This window comes from Psychrobacter sp. PG1 (assembly GCF_014897815.1).
Classification (GTDB): Bacteria; Pseudomonadota; Gammaproteobacteria; order Pseudomonadales; family Moraxellaceae; genus Psychrobacter.
Map to the genome: position 1 here is coordinate 39,140 of NZ_JABUZG010000037.1, position 21,916 is coordinate 61,055.

Annotated in this window: 18 protein-coding genes; 7 read left to right on the forward strand and 11 right to left on the reverse strand. The window is 43.5% G+C overall.

What is annotated here, in order from left to right; all coding sequences use genetic code 11:
- Nucleotides 1-57 precede the first annotated feature (57 nt).
- Nucleotides 58-357, forward strand: coding sequence for an integration host factor subunit alpha (locus tag INT03_RS01860; protein ID WP_045445928.1), 300 nt, complete (start codon nucleotides 58-60; stop codon nucleotides 355-357).
- A 234-nt stretch (nucleotides 358-591) separates the two neighbouring features.
- On the opposite strand, the gene INT03_RS01865 is transcribed toward INT03_RS01860, so the two are convergent.
- The gene (locus tag INT03_RS01865; RefSeq protein ID WP_193007338.1) at nucleotides 592-948 is read right to left on the reverse strand and encodes a hypothetical protein; all 357 of its coding nucleotides are present in this window, start codon (nucleotides 946-948) and stop codon (nucleotides 592-594) included.
- A 518-nt stretch (nucleotides 949-1,466) separates the two neighbouring features.
- Here INT03_RS01865 and INT03_RS01870 point away from each other — a divergent pair.
- Nucleotides 1,467-2,357: a neutral zinc metallopeptidase gene (locus tag INT03_RS01870; protein WP_193007339.1), complete on the forward strand. Its 891-nt coding sequence runs from the start codon at nucleotides 1,467-1,469 to the stop codon at nucleotides 2,355-2,357.
- Between the two features lie 202 nt (nucleotides 2,358-2,559).
- On the opposite strand, the gene INT03_RS01875 is transcribed toward INT03_RS01870, so the two are convergent.
- The 3 genes from INT03_RS01875 to trxA form a co-directional block, all read right to left on the reverse strand.
- Nucleotides 2,560-2,799 (reverse strand): hypothetical protein, encoded by a 240-nt coding sequence (locus INT03_RS01875; RefSeq protein ID WP_055125335.1) that lies wholly within the window; start codon nucleotides 2,797-2,799, stop codon nucleotides 2,560-2,562.
- Nucleotides 2,800-3,379: 580 nt separating this feature from the next.
- Nucleotides 3,380-4,648 carry a transcription termination factor Rho gene (gene rho / locus INT03_RS01880; RefSeq protein ID WP_055125334.1) on the reverse strand — a complete coding sequence of 423 codons (1,269 nt, stop codon included), beginning with the start codon at nucleotides 4,646-4,648 and terminating at the stop codon, nucleotides 3,380-3,382.
- 526 nt (nucleotides 4,649-5,174) lie between these two features.
- Complete coding sequence (trxA, locus tag INT03_RS01885; RefSeq protein ID WP_060491956.1) at nucleotides 5,175-5,501, reverse strand: thioredoxin; 327 nt, start codon at nucleotides 5,499-5,501, stop codon at nucleotides 5,175-5,177.
- 369 nt (nucleotides 5,502-5,870) lie between these two features.
- On the opposite strand from trxA, the gene INT03_RS01890 reads away from it, so the two are divergent.
- Nucleotides 5,871-6,584 carry an RluA family pseudouridine synthase gene (locus INT03_RS01890; RefSeq protein WP_193007340.1) on the forward strand — a complete coding sequence of 238 codons (714 nt, stop codon included), beginning with the start codon at nucleotides 5,871-5,873 and terminating at the stop codon, nucleotides 6,582-6,584.
- A gap of 54 nt (nucleotides 6,585-6,638) precedes the next feature.
- Nucleotides 6,639-8,264, forward strand: coding sequence for a flavin-containing monooxygenase (locus tag INT03_RS01895; RefSeq protein WP_193007341.1), 1,626 nt, complete (start codon nucleotides 6,639-6,641; stop codon nucleotides 8,262-8,264).
- Nucleotides 8,265-8,298: 34 nt separating this feature from the next.
- Here INT03_RS01895 and INT03_RS01900 read toward each other — a convergent pair whose 3' ends face one another.
- The 3 genes from INT03_RS01900 to INT03_RS01910 form a co-directional block, all read right to left on the reverse strand.
- The gene (locus INT03_RS01900) at nucleotides 8,299-9,240 is read right to left on the reverse strand and encodes a D-2-hydroxyacid dehydrogenase (protein ID WP_060491953.1); all 942 of its coding nucleotides are present in this window, start codon (nucleotides 9,238-9,240) and stop codon (nucleotides 8,299-8,301) included.
- A gap of 199 nt (nucleotides 9,241-9,439) precedes the next feature.
- The gene (locus tag INT03_RS01905; RefSeq protein WP_193007342.1) at nucleotides 9,440-10,396 is read right to left on the reverse strand and encodes a response regulator; all 957 of its coding nucleotides are present in this window, start codon (nucleotides 10,394-10,396) and stop codon (nucleotides 9,440-9,442) included.
- A 79-nt stretch (nucleotides 10,397-10,475) separates the two neighbouring features.
- Nucleotides 10,476-12,788, reverse strand: coding sequence for a sensor histidine kinase (locus INT03_RS01910; RefSeq protein ID WP_193007343.1), 2,313 nt, complete (start codon nucleotides 12,786-12,788; stop codon nucleotides 10,476-10,478).
- Nucleotides 12,789-13,444: 656 nt separating this feature from the next.
- Here INT03_RS01910 and rapA point away from each other — a divergent pair.
- Nucleotides 13,445-16,333, forward strand: a complete 2,889-nt coding sequence (gene rapA, locus INT03_RS01915; protein WP_173936729.1) for an RNA polymerase-associated protein RapA — start codon at nucleotides 13,445-13,447, stop codon at nucleotides 16,331-16,333.
- 496 nt (nucleotides 16,334-16,829) lie between these two features.
- The gene (locus INT03_RS01920) at nucleotides 16,830-17,732 is read left to right on the forward strand and encodes an acyl-CoA thioesterase (RefSeq protein WP_045452453.1); all 903 of its coding nucleotides are present in this window, start codon (nucleotides 16,830-16,832) and stop codon (nucleotides 17,730-17,732) included.
- 62 nt (nucleotides 17,733-17,794) lie between these two features.
- Here INT03_RS01920 and mutY read toward each other — a convergent pair whose 3' ends face one another.
- Genes mutY through INT03_RS01935 form a run of 3 tightly spaced genes read right to left on the reverse strand, consistent with a single transcriptional unit; the run spans nucleotide 17,795 to nucleotide 19,683 of the window.
- Nucleotides 17,795-19,027 (reverse strand): A/G-specific adenine glycosylase, encoded by a 1,233-nt coding sequence (mutY, locus tag INT03_RS01925; protein ID WP_193007344.1) that lies wholly within the window; start codon nucleotides 19,025-19,027, stop codon nucleotides 17,795-17,797.
- Nucleotides 19,028-19,042: 15 nt separating this feature from the next.
- The gene (locus INT03_RS01930) at nucleotides 19,043-19,471 is read right to left on the reverse strand and encodes a PIN domain nuclease (protein WP_193007345.1); all 429 of its coding nucleotides are present in this window, start codon (nucleotides 19,469-19,471) and stop codon (nucleotides 19,043-19,045) included.
- Nucleotides 19,468-19,683, reverse strand: a complete 216-nt coding sequence (locus INT03_RS01935; protein WP_193007346.1) for a type II toxin-antitoxin system VapB family antitoxin — start codon at nucleotides 19,681-19,683, stop codon at nucleotides 19,468-19,470. The genes INT03_RS01930 and INT03_RS01935 overlap by 4 nt, the downstream gene beginning before the upstream one ends.
- Nucleotides 19,684-19,941: 258 nt before the next feature.
- Between INT03_RS01935 and INT03_RS01940 the strand changes: the two genes are divergently transcribed.
- Nucleotides 19,942-20,643 carry a tetratricopeptide repeat protein gene (locus INT03_RS01940; protein WP_193007347.1) on the forward strand — a complete coding sequence of 234 codons (702 nt, stop codon included), beginning with the start codon at nucleotides 19,942-19,944 and terminating at the stop codon, nucleotides 20,641-20,643.
- A 295-nt stretch (nucleotides 20,644-20,938) separates the two neighbouring features.
- Here the strand turns inward: INT03_RS01940 and ylqF are convergent, their stop codons facing one another.
- Nucleotides 20,939-21,895 carry a ribosome biogenesis GTPase YlqF gene (gene ylqF / locus INT03_RS01945; RefSeq protein ID WP_045452455.1) on the reverse strand — a complete coding sequence of 319 codons (957 nt, stop codon included), beginning with the start codon at nucleotides 21,893-21,895 and terminating at the stop codon, nucleotides 20,939-20,941.
- Nucleotides 21,896-21,916 lie beyond the last annotated feature (21 nt).

A 21,916-nucleotide genomic window follows, 5' to 3' on the forward strand; every position in this document is an offset into this window, starting at 1 on the left:
CCCTCATACCGCTAAACCATGATATTCGACATCACGACATAGCATAGGAGTCGTACTGTGAGCACCTTAACCAAATCTGACATGATTGAGCATTTGATGAGTCATCTTGACCTAACACGCCAAGAAGGCCGCTGTTTGGTAGAGAATTTCTTTGATGAATTGTCAGAGAGTTTAATTGATGGCAAAGAGGTCAAGCTTTCAGGCTTTGGCAACTTCGAGCTTAAAGATAAAAATAGCCGTCCAGGTCGCAACCCTAAGACAGGGGAGCCAGTCGCTGTATCAGCACGCCGCGTGGTGACTTTCAAAACAGGGCAAAAATTCCGTCAACAAGTTGATGAGCGTCTATTTGACGAGTAGCAGTAACTGTCAATCATATGAAACTGAACATATAAATATATCATGACTTCATGATGGTTGTTAAAGTTGCGCTTTATTGTTAATGTGAGATGGTTGATCTACATCTGATCAGAGACATTAACTATCATATTTAGCTATGAATAACCATGAACGATGGTAAATGACACGCACAAAAAAAGAGAGCTTAGGCTCTCTTTTTTTTACTACAGTATTTCTATCATATAAACGATAAAATTACTGAGCTGGTTCTTCAATAACTACAACTTCGTCAGCTGCGTCTACAGCTGGAGTTTCGCTAGCTACGTCAACGCTAGTAGTAGTACCGTCTACAGGTACTTCAGCATCGATTTCGTCAGTAGCAGTAGCAACTTGAGCATCAGCGATGTCAGCTTCAGCTTCAGCAACAGCAGCGTCAGCATCAGCAGTTACTTCGCCTTCAGCAGCAGCTTCGTTTAGCTCTTTTGATGCATCTTGCACTTCTTCTTGTGCGTCAGATAAATCTTCAGCAGCGTTTTCTTTGTTGCTGTCACAGGCAGTAAGGCCCATAGTTGCAGTCATGATACCAGCTAGAGCAAGTAATTTTAAGTTCATAAGGTTTTCTCCGGGAAAATGAAATGATCAGTAGCAGCAAAAAAGGTTGAAAGCTGAGATTTCTCAGAATTCAACTAGTCTTAGTTACAGCTACTCAGCTTTCACGCATTCTATAGGATTTCTATATAAATAGAAATAGGCTGTACAATTAAGTAACAATAAAATTGTAAATAGTGTTTTACATCACTTATTCGTTATAATTTTTAATACAACGAGCCAAATTAATAGACGTATAATCAATGACATCACCCTATTCTGATGACTTATTCGATGTCTTGATTTCTACTATGTTTTTAAGCATCTATTGTATCTATTAGGAGTTTAATAGTCATTAAATGTCTTGATTAGTGCGATATCAAGAGCCCAGTAAAGTAGAATTTATCAAAAATACTTTGGTACTACTTACGTATCAGAAATCGGATTTGATCAAAAAAATAAAGAATTGAGTCAAAATTACACTATATAAAAAGTCATCAATACGAGTAGCAATATATATCGTATATTTGAGGAATGAAACAATGAAATGGCAAGGTAGACGCGGCAGTTCCAATGTGCGCACCAGCAGTGGTGGCGGCAAAATGATAGGCGGTGGTATCGGTGGTATTATTATTGCTGGCATTTTATGGCTGGTATTTGGGGTAAATCCAATGACCGCTTTACAGACGGGTCAAGTAGTAGCAGGCGGTGGCAATAGCAGTGCCGCTACCGAACCTGCGACAAGTAACGATCGAGATACGCAGTTTGTCAAAGTAGTCTTGGCTGATACTGAAGAAGTTTGGTATCAGATATTTAAAGAAGCAGGCAGCACCTATCAGGAGCCATCATTGATTCTCTTCAATGGTCAAGTTAGCTCAGCCTGCGGCAGTGCTAGCTCCGCGACGGGCCCGTTTTATTGCCCAGGCGATCAGACTGTCTATTTAGACAAATCTTTCTTTGTAGAAATGCGCCAAAATCTCGGTATAACGGGTGATAAGCAAGGCTCTGGCGACCAAGATAATCAAGGTAAAGCGGGTGATTTTGCGCAAGCTTATGTTATTGCGCATGAAGTTGGTCACCACGTACAGACGCTGTTAGGCATCAGCCAGCAAGTTAATGAAGCCAGCCGTCAAGTCACTCGTGCACAAGCCAATAAGCTATCAGTACTACAAGAACTACAAGCTGATTGTTTTGCTGGGGTTTGGGCACAACGTAACCAAGAGCGTGTACAGTTTTTGGAGGCAGGTGATATCGATGAGGCCATCAATGCCGCTGGTCAAATCGGTGATGATCGTTTAGCGCGCGCTAGCGGTGGAGCAGTCGTACCTGATAATTTCACTCATGGCACCAGTCAGCAGCGTGTTCAGTGGTTCACTCGTGGTTTGGAAAGTGGCAACGTGCAGTCTTGTGACACTTTTAGCGGGGCATTATAGTCATTATCGCTATGATATTTTAGCGTAGTCACTATCGCCTAGAAAAGGCGATCCAACAAAAAGCCTGCAATATCGATTGCAGGCTTTTTGTATTTTAGAGCGTTTTAGACATATTCAATTTAGACATATTCAATGAATTTAAAATACACACAGTTGAAATGCTTAAAAACGGTCTTGATAGCACCAAATAATCATTTAGCGATTATCTGCTGTTGTTAAGAATGTAAGCACCAGCGCCACCTACTGCAGCACCACCAAGTGCGCCACGAGCGATGTCTTTGCTATCGCCGCCACTTCTAATAAGTGCACCAGCAGCAGCGCCGGCAGCAGCACCTTTAGCGGTATTGCTCAAGCCACTATTGTATCCATTAGTTGCACAGCCACCCATGATAAGGGCAGAGCTAGTAAGAGCAGTCATTGCGATAGTTTTAGCAAATTTCATAGTATCACCTGTTAGGTTATCAAGTTAGTTTATCAAAATCAAAATACGATATTTTTATTACCACTAATTTTAATACCGATAGTAAGCTGTATTAAAATATTTGGGCAAGTATCTTAGAATAATCTATTGTGCTACCGCAAGACATACAAAGGTCTGCATTAGTAAGGATTACATCAAGGATGTTAAATATCTCGAAAATTATACTGCTATTAACACGTGATAGCAGAATATATCTATACTGGCTCCTATACTAACCCATATAATAATTTCTAGGCGTAGTAAAAGCGCTAAGCTTTGCAAATAGCCTGTAAAGGATGTTTCTCCACTGTATCGTTGGTAGGGGTTTTGCTTAGGGTTATTGTATTTGTATTGATAGTAAGCTAACTGTTTTTAAAAATAGTACTTTTGGCGTTTAATAGTGAGGTATTAAGGTTTGTTCTCATTTTTATTGCCATTTTTAAATTCAGGACATGCCTGAATATATATAAAATGAATACAAAACGAAAAGACCGCACGAGTGCGGTCTTTTCTACGTAAGTTGCTTATCTATTGAGTATGGCAAAGCAGCACGGATCTATCATTAGTTCTGTGATTTGCGTTTCATCTGCTCAAAGAATTCATCATTGGTTTTCGCTTCTTTTAAGCGATCCAACAAGAATTCAGTCGCTTGTACGCCATCCATCGGCTGTAGTAGCTTACGCAATATCCAAACTTTACGTAGCTTATCTTCATCAAGCAAACGCTCTTCACGGCGTGTACCAGATTTTTTGATATTAATAGCGGGGAACACGCGTTTTTCAGCCAAATCACGCTCAAGCGTAATCTCTTGGTTACCAGTACCTTTGAATTCTTCAAAGATAACGCTGTCCATTTTACTACCCGTATCGATAAGGGCACTGGCAATAATGGTCAAACTGCCACCTTCTTCAACATTACGAGCAGCACCGAAGAAGCGTTTTGGGCGCTCTAACGCATTGGCGTCTAGACCACCGGTTAACACTTTACCTGACGATGGAATGACGGTGTTATAAGCACGCGCCAAACGAGTAATCGAATCCAGTAAAATAACCACGTCTTGTTTGTGCTCGACCAAACGTTTGGCTTTTTCGATAACCATTTCAGCGACTTGTACATGACGCTGTGGCGGCTCGTCAAAGGTAGAAGCAACCACTTCACCGCGTACCGTACGTACCATTTCGGTGACTTCTTCTGGACGCTCGTCAATCAATAGGACGATGAGATAGCATTCAGGGTTATTACGGGTAATCGACTGTGCGATGGTTTGTAGCAGCATCGTTTTACCCGCTTTTGGCGGTGCAACAATGATAGAACGCTGACCTTTACCAATCGGCGCGATTAGATCGATGATACGACCCGTCAGATCCTCAGTGGTGCCGTTCCCAAGCTCGAGTTTTAAATGCTCAGTTGGGAATAGGGGTGTCAGGTTTTCAAAGATAAGCTTATGACGTGAGCGATCTGGGGTATCAAAGTTGATTTCGCCAACTTTCAATAACGCAAAATAACGTTCAGAATCTTTTGGTGGACGAATCGTACCAGCGATACTATCACCCGTCTTCAGACTAAAGCGGCGAATTTGGCTAGGGCTGACGTAAATGTCATCAGGACCGGCTAAGTATGAGCCTTCTGATGAGCGTAAAAAGCCAAAACCATCCGGAAGAACCTCAAGTACGCCGTCACCATAAATGGCTTCACCGTTCCGCGCATGGGTTTTTAGGATAGCAAAGATGATGTCTTGTTTACGGCTACGCGCCATATTATCAAGCCCCATTTCTTTGGCGATAGCCAATAGCTCAGCGATTGATTTTTTCTTTAATTCAGTAAGATTCATAGATAGGTCATTAGCAATTGATCAGATGAGAGATGCCATTAGCAGCACAAGTCACGACAGTGATTAAAACAACGATAGTATGGTGATAGAGGGTGCGTGCACAGAGCTGGATTTATGTAGTTTGGATATTACGTGTCAGCTTATATACGAATTGCAATCGTTTATGCAAGGTAATAAGAAATAAGGATAAAGAAGTCTACATAAGAGTCTGCGTCAAAAACTCAATATCAGTAATTGTGTTTAGTCATTTCGTTCAGCAATGGTGTTTATAACGACGATTGTGTTTTTGTTGATAAACACGAGGAGAATAGCGATAAGACAGTTAGGAAAACCGTTAGTTTTCTGTTGTCAGCAGACTATACGGTCTTCACAATAGCATTGTCAATAAATTTTGCCAAAAAAGTCGTCTAATTGAGTTTTTTGCATAAAAAACAAGCAAAAAAGCCATTATCTACGTTAGATAATGGCTTTTTCGACGGTGTTGCTGTCTCTTTAGAATGCTTATGCAAAACGAGCAAGTCTCGACTTAGAGATGCTTGTCTAACACTTTTGCCAATTCAGCTTTTGGCTGTAGACCCATCACTGAGTCAACTTTTTCGCCATCTTTAAAGACAAATAGTGTTGGGATATTACGGATACCAAAACGGCTGGCTGCTTGTGGGTTGCTATCCACATCAACTTTGACGATTTTAACTTTGCCTTGGTACTCAGTGGCTAGATCTTCTAAAATAGGGGCAATTGCTTTACAAGGACCACACCATGCTGCCCAGAAGTCTACCAATACTGGCACATCTGATTGCAATACGTCTTTGTCAAAGTCGGCATCGGTAGTATGTAAAATAAGGTCTGACATAATTTATCTCTCTTGTTTTATTATTTCTATCGCCATCCATCAACTAATATATTTGTTGCATAATAGAATGATGAGTGACCAAAGAAGCGTTTAGAAGTGGTTAAAATGTGCCATTATATTAACATGTTTGCTCGAGGTTAACAGATGCAGGCTGGTTAAATTGTTTAACAATTACGATTAGCACAATAAATCGACACATAACGACACAGGCATGGTTTTATCTGTCACTTGATAATACTGTCTGTGTTTTTTGCTCAAAAATGAGCGGTTTATAACACTATATCTATACTCTAATATCTACCACTTAAGACAGCTTTCATATGTAAGCTCATTAATCATTCAAGCCCATTTATATAAGTGCCCATTTTTATGCCTTTTACTGCTGAAGAAGTCAACGCCCTCAATGCTCAAGAAAACGCCTATCCGCTTGAGTTTTTTCAAGCATTTGCGCAACAGATTACTGTTTACGAAGATGATGATATTTGGGTGGTTGATAAGCCTGTAGGTCTGTTGAGTGTCGATGGCAAAACGCTCAAGGTCAGTTTGCTGGCGAGACTTGAGCGTGCCAATCCCGCAGTCAAGCTGATTCATCGTCTGGATATGGATACCTCAGGGCTGCTCATTTTTGCCAAAAATGCTGCCGCACAAACCCATATTAGTAAGCAATTCATTGAACGTTTGCCACAAAAAAAATATCAGGCACGCGTCTTTGGAGAGTGGGAGCGTGTCGGCGCAACGGGTGAAATATCCGTACCAGTGCGCTATGAGCCAGAGACGAAACCGCGCCATATCGTCGATCCTAGCTGGTCAAAGCATGCCTTAACTTTATATGAAGTCATCAGCCATGAGCAATGCAACGGTCAGACAGTCACACGCGTAATGCTAAAGCCTGTCACCGGTCGTAGTCATCAGCTGCGCGTCCATATGGTGCATGTGGGTCATGTGATGATTGGCGATCCCATTTATGCAGAAGGCACGGCTTTAGCGATTGCGCCAAGGCTTAATCTCCATGCTCAGCAATTGCGTCTCAAGCATCCTACGCTTGGTGCGTGGATGGATTGGGAAAGCCCAAGCCCTTTTTAAATGAATTTATGTCAAATTTTTTTAAACCCATCATGCAAAAACAAGGAACGTATTATGCTTGATATGACGGCAGCCAAACAGGCAGTTCAGAAACGCTTTAAAGCTAAATCGGCACTCTCAGACACACCAGTGGATTATGAAGTACTGATTATCGGTGCAGGAATTGCTGGTATTGGTATGACGTGCCGATTGCAGCAGCAAAAACACAAAGGACTGTTTGGTTATAAAAGTCCAAGTAAGCAGAAACGCAAATCATCAAAGCAACAGCAGAAAAGTGCACAGCGATTTTTGGTGTTAGAAAAACGAGCAGATTTGGGTGGTACATGGGATTTATTTACCTATCCTGGCATCCGCTCTGACTCTGATGCCTTGACGTTTGGCTACAGTTTCAGACCATGGCTAAATCATAGGATTTTGGCAAAGGGCGGTGATATTAAAAACTATATTGCTGATACGGCGCGTGAGTTTGGTATCAGCGAACATATTCGCTATCAGCACGAGGTGCAGCAGCTGTCTTGGTCAAGTAGCCATCAACAATGGACGGCGATGGTAAAAAATCATGCCAGCGGTGAGGTGTTTACGGTAACGGCAAAGTTCGTCGTTGGCGCCACGGGTTACTACGATTATGAACAAGGTTATCGTCCTTCTTTTAATAAAGAAGCAGATTTTCAAGGTGAGATCATTCATCCGCAGAATTGGCAAAATGTGGATTATGACGATAAAAGGGTAGTCATTATCGGTAGCGGTGCCACAGCGATGACATTGCTGCCAGCTTTGGTGGATGAGACCGGTGGGCAATGCGCGCGTCACGTCACTATGCTACAGCGTTCTCCCACGTATGTGGCAAGTGTACCGGGCGATGATTATACGCTTGATTGGCTAGCAGGTAAATTTTCACCGTTGTCAAAAGAGCAAGCGTATACGCTGCTGCGTACTCGTAATGTATTGATTCAACAAGGCACTTATCGAGCGGCTATATTGGCACCCAAGCTTATGAAAGCGTTATTAAAACGCGGTGTCAAAACAGAGCTAAAGGGTAGCGGTATCGATGTGGCGCATTTTGTACCGGACTATAATCCTTGGGATCAGCGAATATGTGCGGTGCCAGACAGTGATTTATTCAAAGCATTGCATGGCAAACGCGCCAGCGTCGTCACCGATCAAATCAGCCATTTTACCAAGACGGGCATCATGCTCGAATCGGGTAACTCTCTCGATGCTGATATCATCGTCACAGCGACAGGACTAAAGCTACAGATGCTCGGCGGTGCCAAAGTATATATTGACGGGCAGGCGATAGATATTGGTTCGCGCATGACTTATAAAGCGGTCATGATTGAAGAGTTGCCAAATATGGTGGCGCTATTTGGCTATACCAATGCCTCATGGACGCTAAAAATCGATTTGGCGTGTCAGTATGTGATGCGACTGCTGTGCTATATGCATCAGCATCGCTATCAAGTGGTATTGCCACAAGCGCATACTAAAGATGCCAAAGCGCTTACGCAGACAGATACGGTGATGGGCGCACTATCCTCAGGATATGTCAAGCGCGCTCAACACGAGCTACCCAAGCAAGGCGATGTCTATCCTTGGCGGGTGACAAACAACTACCTAAGCGACCGCATTATGCTCAAACATCGCAAAATAAAAGATGATTGGTTACGTTTTAGTCGTTAAGGTCGCTTGGTTACAGTCGTTTGCTCAATGTTTTTTAATGGCTATTAATAAAATCAGCAACTTGTTTGCTTAAGATTTGCCACAAGGTTTCTTGGGCGCTTTTGCTGCCCCACGCATTATGCGGGCTGAATATAACGCGCGGATGCTTGGCAATGGTCAATAAAGGGTCGTCAGCGGTGATGGGCTCTTGCTCAAACACATCGCTGGCGTAGCCAATGATTTGCTCATTGTTAATGGCATCAGTCAGTGCTTGGCTATCGACAATACCGCCACGGGCGACATTGACGATGAGCGGCTGTTTGACCATTTTTGCTAAAGTATCTGCATTAATCAGATGCTGAGTTTTCTCGTTTAATGGGCAGTGCAAGCTCAGTACATCAGACTGCGCCAGTACGTCGTCAAACGCAGTATAGTCGTCATTGCGCGGTGCGCGTCCTTGTTGCTCCGCCCACAATACTGTCATTCCAAAAGCGCGCGCAATGTCGGTCACGCGTTTGCCGATGGTACCGACCCCAATAATACCTAGCGTTTTATCTTCCAAATCTATTAGCGGAATATCCAGTAGGCAAAAATTACCGTTTGCCTGCCATGTGCCATCAGCGACTTTTTGATGATAATAAATACCCGCGCGCATGGCGTTGAGCATGAGCATAAAGGTATGTTCGGGCACACTTTTGACTGCATAACCTGCGACATTATAAAGCGCCACATGGTGCTCAATACAAGCGTCTTGATCGACGTTGTTCATACCAGTAGCGGTCAGTTGAATGAGCTTGAGCTTGGGCAATTTGCTTATCACTTCAGCGCTGATTTGCACTTTATTGGTGATAATGATGTCAGCGTCTTTGCAGCGCTCTACAATAACAGCAGCATCTTTTGGGGTGTCATCATAAGTGAGGTAGTCGCTGATGCCGTCTGGGGCTGGCAAGTCGATGCCATCAGAAAAAGTGCCTTTATCTAAAAAAACCGCGCGCATGGTTATTCCTTATTAAATAGTTATTTTTAAATGATTTTAATAATGATCGACTTAATGTAGCACGTTGGTGATTTTAGTCAAAAAGGTCGTCAAAAAATCCATCAAAAAAGTACAAAGCAAAAAACCTCTACTTCAATATTGAAATAGAGGTTTTGTTGATTGAGACGGTAGTCTTTTGTGCTTATTTGGTTTTATGCACTTATAAAGAAAAGCGTTTACGCAATTTGCCAATAAGGCTACGTACGCGACTACTCAAGTCAATACGAACGTCGTTTTCAGGGTCATGCTCGACTTCATAGCGTTTGACCAAGTCAGGGCTAGCTTTGAGTTTCGCATGATGCTGAAACGCACGGTTGACGCTAATCTCAAGCAGGCTGGCGCGCATCGGTTTCGGCAAGCAGCGATAAACCTGACCTTTATTAATCAAATCAATCAGCAAGCCAGCGTCTTGAAATTCAGTCTGTACCAAAACCACCAAATGCGGCGCATCTTGTTTTAAGGTAAAGATAATCGGCGCGATATTCTCACCGCTGACATTGATATCGGTGATACAAACACCGATATCTTCATTCGCCAAATAATCGTACGCTTCTTCTAGACTCTCAGCATGCAGTACTTTATAACTGTGAGAAAATTGCTTACGTATTTGCTCAATCAACTCATTGGTTTCATCGATTACTAGCAGCGTTTGCTTATTACCTGAACTGTCGAATTGGTCGGCATCTTCGTCTGGATTATAGGTCACGGCGATTTCGGTAGCGCGTCCGACCACGGTGATCAGCTCTTCAGATTTACAAGGCTTAGTCAAATAACGATAAATCTCACCATCGTTAATAGAGCCAATAATGGCGTTTAAATCGGCATAGCCCGTCAATAAAATACGCATGGTAGACGGTGAGACATCTTTTACTTCGCGTAAGATATCCACACCGACTCGCTCAGGCATCCGCTGGTCACTGACCGCCACGTGTACATGGTTGTTCTTGATATAGTCAATATACTCAGTCGGGTCGGTGGTGATAAAGACGTCATGGGTCTTACGAAACAGCAGTTTCATAGACCGTAAAATGCGTTGTTCATCGTCGATAAATGCCAACTTCGGCTTTGACTCAGCGCTGGTTTCAACTGTGGTTAAGTCATTTTCTAATTCATTCATGATGAGTTCCTTATGATGATGAATAATAGTCGTTAAATATCTAAATCTGTTCTACGTAACAGGGCAGCTGATCCAGCGCTTACGCGACTAGGTTTTGCTCTGTTAAGTTATTATTAATCGGCAGTATTAACGTAAATGTGGTGCCAACACCTTCAGTCGATACGACTTTGATATCGCCATTATGTTGCTCCATAATTTGCTGACTGATTGCCATACCAAGACCAGTGCCTTCGCCTGCGCCTTTGGTCGTAAAGAACGGCTCAAAGATTTGATTGAGAACTTCTGGACTCATGCCTTTGCCGTTATCGATGACATCAATATAAACATGGTGATCATCGGCACGGGTGCGCACTTCGATTTTGCCATCAGGTTTTTCTCCCATGGCTTGCGCGGCATTGTTCAGTAGATTGACCAAGACTTGGTTAATTTGCGACGGTGAGCATTTCACTTCAGGCGTGGGCGCAAAATCAGTCACAATCTCTTGATGTCTAATGGAGTTGCCAGCGATTTTAAGCGAGGCTTCGATACATTCGCGCACATCGATGGTTTTCACTTTTGACTCATCAAGACGGGCAAAGTTACGTAGATTTAGTACCATTTCAGTGATTTGCTCGACGCCAAATAACGAATCTTTAATCAGCTCTTTTAATTCAGCTGATAGGTCATCTTCTTGGATTTCATCAGAAGCACGGATAATATCCGCCAATAGCTTGTCAATTTTTCCATCAGCCGCCGCGTCAGTTTTAACGCTTTTTAATCCTTGTACCAATTCAATCAGCTCTTCGTATTGCTCCGTCAACTGGCCAATAATTTCAAGATTATTTTGCACGTATGATAAAGGTGTGTTCACTTCATGAGCAACGCCTGCCACCATTTGTCCCAACGTTGCCATTTTTTCTGAACGAATCAATTGCAACTGCGAGTTTTTCAGCTCTTTTAGCGTTTCTTGCAGCTCAGCAGTACGTTCTTCGACTTTAATCTCTAGCTGTTGGTTAATGTTGGCAAGCTTACCTTCGTTAGACTGGATTCGGTCTAGTAGGTCATTAATAGAGCCATTCACCAGTCCAATCTCGTTGCGACCTTCTGCGAATTTAACCTCGCTCAGCTTATTGTACTGCTTATTATTAATTAAGTTTTCCGCTTCAGAGATTTTATCAGTGGTTTCTTTCAAGGGTTTGAATGCTAAGAAAGTCAGCATGAAGTAAATGACGCCAGCCGTAATCAATAGTGCTAATGCAATCCAGTTAACCAAGTTTTCACTGAGATTATCGGCAATGGCGTTAATTTCAGCATCAGGTTGGACAACGATCAGCTTCCAATAAGTCTCAGGAATCTCAAAGACATAGGCTTGACTGCCGTTATAGTAACTGTCTTTTGCCAGCTCGAAGCTCTGTAATAAGCGGCTGTCCATGGCGTTTTGCTTGTTTTCACCATTATTTAGGTAAGCAGCGTAGTTAACAAGATAATAACCTTTTGCCGTACCAGTCTCAGCTTTATCAAGCGTGGTCAGTACCTGCTGAACTTGTGGTGAGACGCTAGCGGCGACTTGTTCGATGATCTCATTACGTTGGACATCTAAGAAATCAAGCACGGGTTGCCAAGCAGGGTCTGAGTTGATGACTTGTTTGATATCAAGCGGCGTACCCGTTTTCTCATCAATATAGCTTAAGCGTTCAGGGTTAGAGGAGGCGATCACCTTGTCACTATTATCCAAGAGTAGAATGTAGCCTGAGCCTGAGCTTTCGCTTAACTTGACGATGTTTTCTTGTAGCTGATTCAGCGTAAAGTTAACCGTGCTGGCACCCCAAAACTGATTGTCACGCTCGATTGCCACACCGCAGCTCATCGCAAGCTCGCCTTTGGTTTGGCTGGCGCGCACATGGTTCCAAATACAGCTCTCAGGTTTGAGCAGTTTTAAGACGCTAAACCAATCTTCTTGATAATAAGGATTGGTAGGATTTGGATCGCTCAACACCGCTTGATAATCACCGTTTTGGCGAACCATCAAAAATGGATGGGTCGCGGTATTTGCCCCAAGTGCGCCTTTTTCAGGCCAAATACCACCACTACCTAATAGGCTATAATCACGCTTATCAAAGGCATTGGCAGTACTGATTTGTAAAATCGCCTCTTCTGTGGGCAAGGTTTGCGCGCTTTGCTGTAGTAGTAAGGCACTACGCATCACCCGATTGATATCGGCTGAAATACTATTTACCGCGGTATTGCCACGTTCAGCCACCAGTTTTGCAGATTCAAGGCGGATTTTCTCATAGCCCTCTTTATCAACAACATAAACGACGACCGCCAGTACGACCGCAAAAGCAATAAATAAAATAGTGGTTACTTGGGTACTGACTTGATTAAAAAAGCCAACTTTTTTGGAGGCACTCATGATGGTGATAGTCCTTGGATAATAGTGACCACGAAGAAGAGTGCCAATGCTAGGTATTGGTGGCAATCAATTAGGTGGTAATGCGTAATCTTAATTAAAATGGTCTGTACATAATGGCAAAAAAATTAAAAGTATAACTTTACTCTTATAACTTAACCGACTTAACTATTGATGTTTTTATAACTTAAAGGACTATAAAAGGCCATACTGTGCCCATAAATTCTTAAGGATAATTAATCATGAATACTAGGCGGCAAAAGAGTATGTGTAGACGTGCGTTTGAATAATTCAGGTAAGAAAGAAGAAATGTTCTATTGCATTTCTTAACAATACAGAATCAATTTTATAATGACAATATTTTTTCTTTACTTGCGAGTCGTTATCTTATTGTTTTATATGACCAACTTATGCTTGGCGTTGATATAATCTTGCAATAATCTGCTCTTGAAAAGTCAACTTAGCGCACTCATCTAGCTGCTAACGTTATATAATGGTCGGCTTTATCTTGCGACCTAGCTAATGAGCTGACGCTGCCGGTATGGCCGGTGACCTCTCAGACTATTAAGTAATGACATCGCGCTAGTGATTCACGCTAGCAACTCTCATTATGAGCTATCTATTTTTTCCTATTATCTGAGTACAAAAGACATCGCCCTATGACTATCTCTATCGCTTCATTGCACAATACTGAATTTGCCGTTGGTCAACGTTATTTATCTGATACGGAGTCCGAGCTGGGCTTGGGTGTGGTCATCGATGTAGATGACCGATGTGTGCACATTCTATTTCCACAAAGTGAAGAGACGCGCGTCTACGCCAAAAACTCCGCGCCATTATCACGCGTGGTGTTTAAAGTCGGCGATAGTATTTCTGATCAAGCGGGTAAGAGCTATACCGTAACCGCGGTCGAAGAAGTGATGGGTGTACTCAAATACAGTGTCGATGAGCATGAACGAGGGATAATGGAAACCCGTCTTGCTGCCAATATCACCTTGGCTAAGCCGCTCGAGCGTCTGCTGGCTGGTCGTATTGAGCGCGGCGATTGGTATGAGCTGCGTCAAGATATCTTGCGTATGCAATCGGCGCTAGCGGGTCATCCGCTTAAAGGCTTGATGGGTGCGCGTGTCGATATCATTGAGCATCAGCTCTATATCGCTCATGAAGTTGGCAAACGTATTGCACCGCGTGTGTTGCTTGCTGACGAAGTTGGTTTGGGCAAAACCATCGAAGCAGGTTTGATTATTCATCAGCAGCTGTTAACAGGCAAAGCTGAGCGTGTACTCATTCTTGTACCAGACAGTCTACAATATCAGTGGATGATTGAGCTGCGTCGTCGTTTTAATCTAAATTTTGCCTTATTCGATTTGGTACGTGCAGCAGCCATTAAAGAACACGATCCTGAGCAAAACGTCTTTGCCACTGAGCAATGTATCATTGCGGGTATGGATTTATTACTCGATCACCCTGATTTGTACGACCAAGCGATGGATGCAGGGTTTGATTTATTGGTGGTCGATGAAGCGCATCACCTGCATTGGGATGAGGCGCAAGGCGGTAATGATAAATATGACTTGATTGCTGACTTTGCTGAAGAAACGCCAGGGGTCATGCTATTGACAGCAACGCCTGAACAGCTTGGGGCACAAAGTCACTTTGCCCGTTTGCGTTTGCTCGATCCGGATCGCTTTGATGATTTGGATGAGTTTATTGATGGTCAAGAAGCCTTTGCTGAAACGGCTGCCGTTGCTGGTGTATTGATAGAGGATAAGCCATTAAGCGACAGTCAAATTGCCGCTTTAAGCAGCTTGTTAGACATCAGTCTTGATGAGTTGGCAACGATTAATGATGACGAAAAACTGCGTACTTATGCGCTTAATGAATTACTTGACCGTCATGGTACAGGTCGTATTCTATTCCGTAATACCCGTGAAAGTGTGAAAGGATTCTATGGTCGTAGCAGCCAGCCGTACCCACTGGCATTACCTGCCGCATGGAAAGATAGCTATCAAACCAATGGTAAATTGCGAGAGCAGCTATGGGGCGAAGAAAACCAACCTGATGGCGGCTGGCTAGAAGATGACCCACGCGTGCCTTGGTTGATTGATATTTTGCGCGGCGAGCTTAAGCACAAAAAAGTGCTGTTGATTGCCCGTAGTGGCGCGACGGTTGAGAGCTTGGAGGCGGTATTACGCTTACATGCTGGTATTAAAACCGCTATCTTTACTGAGCAGATGACCTTACTGGAGCGTGACCAAGCAGCGGCGTTCTTTGCCGATAGCGAAGGCGCACAGATATTGTTGTGCTCGGAGATTGGTTCGGAAGGTCGTAACTTCCAGTTTGCAAGCCAGCTGATATTGTGGGATTTGCCAGCCAATCCAGATACCTTAGAGCAGCGTATTGGTCGCCTAGATCGTATCGGACAAACGCAGCAAATTATGCTCCATGTGCCTTATGTACAAGGCACGGCGCAAGAGCGTCTGTATAAATGGTATCACGACGCGCTGAATATGTTTAATCAAATCTCTCCAACGGCGCAGAGCGTGCAAGAGCAGTATATTCAAGAGCTAAAGCCCATGCTTGAAGGCGCGGATACTGACGAGAACCGTGCGATACTACAAGATATCATCGAAGAAGCGAAACAGACGCGATTGGGGTTAGAGGCACAGCTACAAGCGGGTCGTGATCGCCTATTAGAATACAACTCGTGTCGACCACGTGTTGCCAAACGTATCGCTGACGCCATGCGCGATTTTGATGGTCATAATCTATTGCCGCAGTTTATTGAGCGCTTTTTTGCCTCAGCCAATATCGATCACAATATCCAGCGCGATGGTTCGTGGGTAATTGCCCCGATTGATAGTACTGAAATTAGTGATTATATCGATGGCCTGCCACTCGGTGACGAAGATGGTATGACGTTGACATTCGAGCGTGAGCAAGCACTACAGCGTGAAGATATCGAATTTATCACTCACGAACATCCATTGATGCGCGCGATTTATGAGTTGGCGAGTACCAGCACCTTTGGTAATACCACGGTGGCGATGCTAAAAAGTTCTGCTGTACCACAAGGTATGGTGCTGCTCGAAGTGAATTTCCGCGTTGAAGCCATTGCGCCAAGGTTACTCAATTTACCCGCGACGCTGACCACGCAAAATATCCGTGTATTTATCAGTGAGCAGGGCAGTGATTTGTCCTCGCGTATCAGTGCGGAGATGATTATGCCGCATATTGAACGTCTGGATAAAAACCGTGCTCGCCAAGTCATTAAAGTACGCGGTGATGTAATTGAGCAGCGTTATTATGAAGCGGAAGAGATTGCCCGTCAGCAGCTTGCTGAGATTGGCGAACAAGCCAGTGCCCGTTTTAGCCAGCAGTGGTCACGTGAAATCAAACGTCTAAAGCATCTACAAACGATTAATCCTAACGTACGTCCTGCCGAGATTGAGCGCTTGGAGCAGCTAAAAGCCCAAGGTGAGCAAGCACTAGGTAGTCTGTTATTAGTCCCAGACTCCATCCGTGTGTTAGTGGCAGTGAAGCCATAAATGTAAATGATCAAAAGAACGAGATGTTTAATAGCATCTCGTTTTTTTATGATTAATATCGTTTATATTAGGACGCGCCCTAAGGCATGTTAAGCAAAAATATCAACATGATATTGCCAAGTGAGCGTCGCTCTCTAGTCAAAGCCATCGATATTGGGTAAGATGTTTATCTTTTCGATTTATAGCCCATTTGCTATAAAAGGGTGAGCGCGTCTCGTGTGAAGTATCACATATACCTTTGTACTCGATTGCTTTGTACTTCTTTTAAGCTGAAACAACGATATAATAAATGCTGGTGATAGCGCTGCTATGACCGTGTTTTTTGCGCTAAAATTTTCGTGTTAAATCTCTCTTGTGCATTTTTAGCAAGTGATTTCATATTATTTTACATTCAAATGCAAAGTGTCTTTTGTCTTTCGCGATATCATATCGATATCTTTAGGTGCGTATTTTCAGATGCTTAGCGTTTTTGATAAAAATAAGGAAACCTATCGTCATGTCCGATTATTCGCAATTGATTGATGAGCTGCTAGCTACTGTAGCGCTTATTGAAGTGACCCCCGATGTCTTTGAGGGTAAGAGCCATGACTATGTTGGCAGTCGTATTTTTGGTGGACAAGTGCTCGCCCAAGCCATCATGGCGGCGGCGCATACACTGGATAAAGACAAACCCTGTCATTCACTGCACGGCTATTTTTTGCGCGGTGGTGATATCACGCAGCCAGTGATTTATCAGGTACGCCGTTTGCGTGACGGTCGTAGTCTGTCTGCGCGTGAAGTGACGGCGATTCAGTATAAAGAAGTGCGTGGTAAAGCGCCCATTGAGCAAGTAATATTTTCAATGATAGCCTCGTTTTCGCCGATGGAAGAGGGTTTAGAGTATCAAGAAGATATGCCTGTCTATCCGCCACCAGAGGATTTACTGGCTGAGCAAGATTTAAAAGAAGAGTATGTCGGAAAAGTCCCAGACGCACTCAAAGCCCGTTTTATGCGGCGTCGCCATGTCGAAATTAAACCGGTTAAACCGCGTGATCCGATTCATCCAGAGCCAATGAAACCTAAGCAAGCCAACTGGTTGCGTATCCGCGAATTGGGTAATCAGCCTGTTGCGATTCAACAAGCGCTATTGGCATTTTCGTCCGATTTTTATCTGGTTGGTACAGGGCTGATGTCACATGGTGTTAGCTTTATGACCAGCGGCTTGCAAGCGGCTAGTATTGACCACTCGATGCATTTCCATCGTAATTTTGATCTAAACGGTTGGATGTTATATGACATGTGGAGTGATACCACGTCTAATGCCAAGGGCTTAAACCATGGGCAGTTTTGGCAAGATGGTAAGCTGGTTGCTACGGTACAACAAGAAGGCCTAATGCGTTTGCGAGTGCCGAAGTCTTAGCATTAACCGTACTACAATGGCTAAAGAAAAAGCGACTCACTATTGATAATGAGTCGCTTTTTTTATTCTAAAATTTTAACCATTGCTCGTGGCAATCCAAGTGTTGCCTGAGCGTCAACAGCATTTAGCCAATTAATATTAATTTGTGCTGCTTCTAAGGCTTCGGTTATTTCGGTAATTTGCTCAGCATTTAGAATCAGCGATTGCGGTGTCAAATACCAATGAAAATGGGTCAGTGAATGTTTAATAGGGGCGTCATCGAGCAAGGTATTGCTGACGGATTCTGCTATCAACTGATTTTTTGCCAACCACTCATTGATAATTTGCTCGGCAGTGGTAAATTCTGCTTCGTAGACTTTTTCATTACTAGCAACTTTTAATGGTTTATCATCGCTGACTTCCGATTTTTTAGCAGTCGTCTTATTACTAGCTTTACCTGCAATTTTCTCAACAAACTGTAATGGCAAGCTCCACAACCCACCCCAAATGCCATTGTCAGGGCGTTGTAGCCACAGTATTTTGCCATCAGAATTTTTAATTAACAGTGCATTGCTAAACTTGCTGGGTTTAGGCTGCTTTTTTGCTTTGACTGGGTAATCCGTTTCGCGCCCCTCAGCATGTGCTAGGCAGTCATCTTGAAGGGGACATAATAGGCAGGCAGGCTTGCTACGCGTGCATAACGTCGCGCCCATATCCATCATCGCTTGTGCGAACAATCCTGAGTCATCGACAGGCGTTAAACGCTCTGCCAATGCCCACAGCTCTTTGGTGGTGGCAGACTTGGTAATATCACCATCAATCGCTGCCCAACGCGTCAAGACACGTTTGACATTGCCATCACAAATGACGCCATAACGATGTAAGCCCATCGCCATAATCGCGCCAGCGGTCGATGGCCCGACACCAGATATGGCTTCCCACCCTGCTAGCGTCTGCGGAAAGTCGCCCGTCTCATCAATGACTTCGATCAGTTGTTTCGCGCCTTTATGCAAATTACGCGCACGCGCATAATAACCAAGTCCTGCCCAATGCTCCGAAATCGTATCCCATTCTGCGGCTGCTAAATCTTGTACCGTTGGAAACGACGCCATAAAACGGGCAAAGTAGGGCAGCACTGTCGTTACTTGCGTTTGCTGGAGCATGACTTCGGATAGCCAGACGATATAAGGATTGGGCGCGTCGGTTTGGTGCTGCTGCCACGGTAAATCGTGGCGACCATTTTCAGCGAACCAAGCAAGTAGGCGCGGGGCGAAAGAGTTTAGCGATTGGGTAGAGTGAGGGGAAGGGGTTGGCAATGACTTTCCTAAGTATTAATGAGCTTTGAGCTCTAGCGCTGAGATTAAACCGAGATGCTTTACAAAAGGAGCAAAATCTTTATCACTAAAGAGTAGAGGTATTTGGGTATCGATACAAAACCCAGCAATCATAACATCATTAGATTTACGAATAGTTATGCCTTTTTTGCGCAGTTTTCGATAATAAGATACATAACGCACAGCATTATCCTTACCTAAAATATCGTAACAGGCAAGCTTATTTAACGCTGAAAATGCCTGCGTGTAATGCTTATCTTCTTTAAATCCTTGAAGTACTTCCATCAAAATAATGTCTGTAATACCGACCTTTGATTGAGACAATAGGGTATCTAAGAGGTCGGTATGTGCGGTTACGATACCATTAAAGTAATCTATCCAAACACTCGAATCTACGATAATTGTAGGAATGATGTTCGCTCTCATAAAGAGGACTCAGTCGTATCGATGCCTTGACGCATCTGCTCTAAATCACCGTCCCACTGTAGTTTGCCACGTAGCTGTCTGATGCTTTGTTGTTCATGCATTTGCACCAGTAACTTTAGACCTTGCTCAACGGCTTCTTTCTTAGTTTTTGCACCAGATAGGCGCTGAGCGTCAGACATTAGACTATCGTCAATATGTATATTAGTACGCATACGGGTACTCCTTTAATGAGTGTGTATGGTTTCTATTTATTATACACATAAATAGGTATTTCTAATAAAAAAATGGCTCAAGTTATTTAGCAAAATTTTGTAACGTTGATAATTATAATTATTTATGGGGTGTAATTTGATTGATGCAAGAAAGTAGCCGCTAAGATAAGTAAGGAGAATGGCCTACTTTAGTATCCTAATATAAAGTATTATTAGCTTTCCAAGTATCATTCTTTGAATAGTAGTTAGAGACACGCCATGACCTTGACCTTATTTAAAACCTCACTTGTCAGTAAAATAATGACCTTTTTAGTAGCTGCACTATTATCTATATCGGCTATAGCTGCTGATTTTGATGAGACATTACGGCTGGCTAATCAAGGCAATGCTTTTGCTCAATTTTATGTTGGTAATATGTATAGTAATGGCCAGAACGTTGAGCAGAATGATGCCAAAGCACGCGAATGGTACTTAAAAGCCGCTAACCAAGGACAAATACATGCTCAGTATAGTCTTGGAATGATGTATGAAAGAGACCAAGATTATGCTAAGGCGATTGAGTGGTATGAGAAAGCAGGTAACCAAGGAAATGACTATGCCCAGTACCATCTTGGAACGATGTATTATGAAGGTTATGATATTCATCAGGACTATGCTAAAGCCTCTGAATGGTTTGAAAAAGCGGCGAAACGAGGTGATGTCAGTGCTCAGTCCAATCTTGGGTCAATGTATTATTACGGTGAAGGCATGCCTCAGGATCATATCAAGGCGATTGAGTGGTATCGCAAGGCTGCCAATCAAGGAGACGCTTATGCTCAATACGCTCTTGGGTGGATGTACCATTACGGTGAAGGCGTGCCTCAAAACCTGACTACTGCTAAAGAATGGCTTAGTAGATCTTGTAATAGCGACTATTCAGATGCTTGTGAGGAGTATCAGATTTTGAATATAGAAGAGTAAGTAGGGTGCAATTTACTGTGTTAAATATCTAGATACTGTTATCGGAGCATGGAGTGCACCCTATGCGCCTTAAACCCTATGTTAGTTTAAATTAACGTAACGACCTTGCTATAGGCGTGTTTTAGCTCCGATTGTAGCGGATATACTGACGGTTTAGGCGAGTTGCAGTAGCTAGGTTTTGAGGGGCTACGCGGAGCAAGAGCCACATCAAACCTAAGCTAATGCCTCGACTAGACTGGCAGATAGTAGCGAAAAGCGGGAACAGCTACTTGTTTTATTGCTATTTGTTTAACCCCTACTTTCGATTCTTCCGCGTTTTCAAACGACGTAGGCGCTTCTCTTCCTCTTTAGCAATCCTTTTTTCTTCTGCAGCCAGACGTTGCTCGGCGACGACGAGTTCTTCAGCTTCAGACATGGCAGGCGTCTCAAGCGTAATACGCCCAAGCTTAGCGCTACGTAACTCATTGATTAAAATCTCAGACATGCGGTAGGTATCGACTTGATTGCCCGAACGTACACAGCCGCGATTGCGTCCAGCGACTTCAAAAAACTCCCAATCAGTCTTTGGTAGCGCTTCAATTTTATAGCGGGTTTTGAGCAGCTCAGGATAGGCTTGCATCAAGTATTCAGCGGTATAGCTGGCAACATCAGCGAAGTCAAAAGCCGTATCACGAATACCACCCGTCGCTGCCAGACGATAGCCAGAGTTTTCGTTTTCGACTTTTGGCCATAACATACCGGGCGTGTCATAAAGCATGATGTCATCGTCAAGTTTAATCAATTGCTGCGACTTAGTGACCGCTGGCTCATCGCCAGTTCTGGCGACAGCGCGCCCTGCTAAGGTATTAATCAATGTTGATTTACCAACGTTTGGAATACCCATGATCATGGCTTTGATTTGGCGACCCGTGCCCACTTTATTGGGCACAAGTTGTTTACAGATGGCGATGATACGTTTGACATCATTGGCTTTATCAGTATCACAAGCAATGGCTTTCACACCGCTTTGCTGCTCAAGATAGTCCATCCACGCTTGGGTCAATTCAGGATCAGCAAGGTCAGCTTTGTTCAGGATTTTGATGACGGGTTTTTCGCCGCGCAATGCCGCGACCATTGGGTTTTCACTACTATATGGGATACGCGCATCGATCACCTCGATGACCAAATCCATCTGCGGCATGATTTCTTTGATTTCGTTACGGGCTTTGTTCATGTGCCCAGGGAACCACTGAATACTTGCTCTCTTATCCATCTGCTTTCATAACCTTTTATA

Bases quoted from the DNA above. Each gene is read 5' to 3' on its own strand.
- INT03_RS01865 (WP_193007338.1), bottom strand. From the start codon at position 948: ATGAACTTAAAATTACTTGCTCTAGCTGGTATCATGACTGCAACTATG.
- INT03_RS01870 (WP_193007339.1), top strand. From the start codon at position 1,467: ATGAAATGGCAAGGTAGACGCGGCAGTTCCAATGTGCGCACCAGCAGT.
- INT03_RS01875 (WP_055125335.1), bottom strand. From the start codon at position 2,799: ATGAAATTTGCTAAAACTATCGCAATGACTGCTCTTACTAGCTCTGCC.
- rho (WP_055125334.1), bottom strand. From the start codon at position 4,648: ATGAATCTTACTGAATTAAAGAAAAAATCAATCGCTGAGCTATTGGCT.
- trxA (WP_060491956.1), bottom strand. From the start codon at position 5,501: ATGTCAGACCTTATTTTACATACTACCGATGCCGACTTTGACAAAGAC.
- INT03_RS01890 (WP_193007340.1), top strand. From the start codon at position 5,871: ATGCCTTTTACTGCTGAAGAAGTCAACGCCCTCAATGCTCAAGAAAAC.
- INT03_RS01895 (WP_193007341.1), top strand. From the start codon at position 6,639: ATGCTTGATATGACGGCAGCCAAACAGGCAGTTCAGAAACGCTTTAAA.
- INT03_RS01900 (WP_060491953.1), bottom strand. From the start codon at position 9,240: ATGCGCGCGGTTTTTTTAGATAAAGGCACTTTTTCTGATGGCATCGAC.
- INT03_RS01905 (WP_193007342.1), bottom strand. From the start codon at position 10,396: ATGAATGAATTAGAAAATGACTTAACCACAGTTGAAACCAGCGCTGAG.
- INT03_RS01910 (WP_193007343.1), bottom strand. From the start codon at position 12,788: ATGAGTGCCTCCAAAAAAGTTGGCTTTTTTAATCAAGTCAGTACCCAA.
- rapA (WP_173936729.1), top strand. From the start codon at position 13,445: ATGACTATCTCTATCGCTTCATTGCACAATACTGAATTTGCCGTTGGT.
- INT03_RS01920 (WP_045452453.1), top strand. From the start codon at position 16,830: ATGTCCGATTATTCGCAATTGATTGATGAGCTGCTAGCTACTGTAGCG.
- INT03_RS01930 (WP_193007345.1), bottom strand. From the start codon at position 19,471: ATGAGAGCGAACATCATTCCTACAATTATCGTAGATTCGAGTGTTTGG.
- INT03_RS01935 (WP_193007346.1), bottom strand. From the start codon at position 19,683: ATGCGTACTAATATACATATTGACGATAGTCTAATGTCTGACGCTCAG.
- INT03_RS01940 (WP_193007347.1), top strand. From the start codon at position 19,942: ATGACCTTGACCTTATTTAAAACCTCACTTGTCAGTAAAATAATGACC.
- ylqF (WP_045452455.1), bottom strand. From the start codon at position 21,895: ATGGATAAGAGAGCAAGTATTCAGTGGTTCCCTGGGCACATGAACAAA.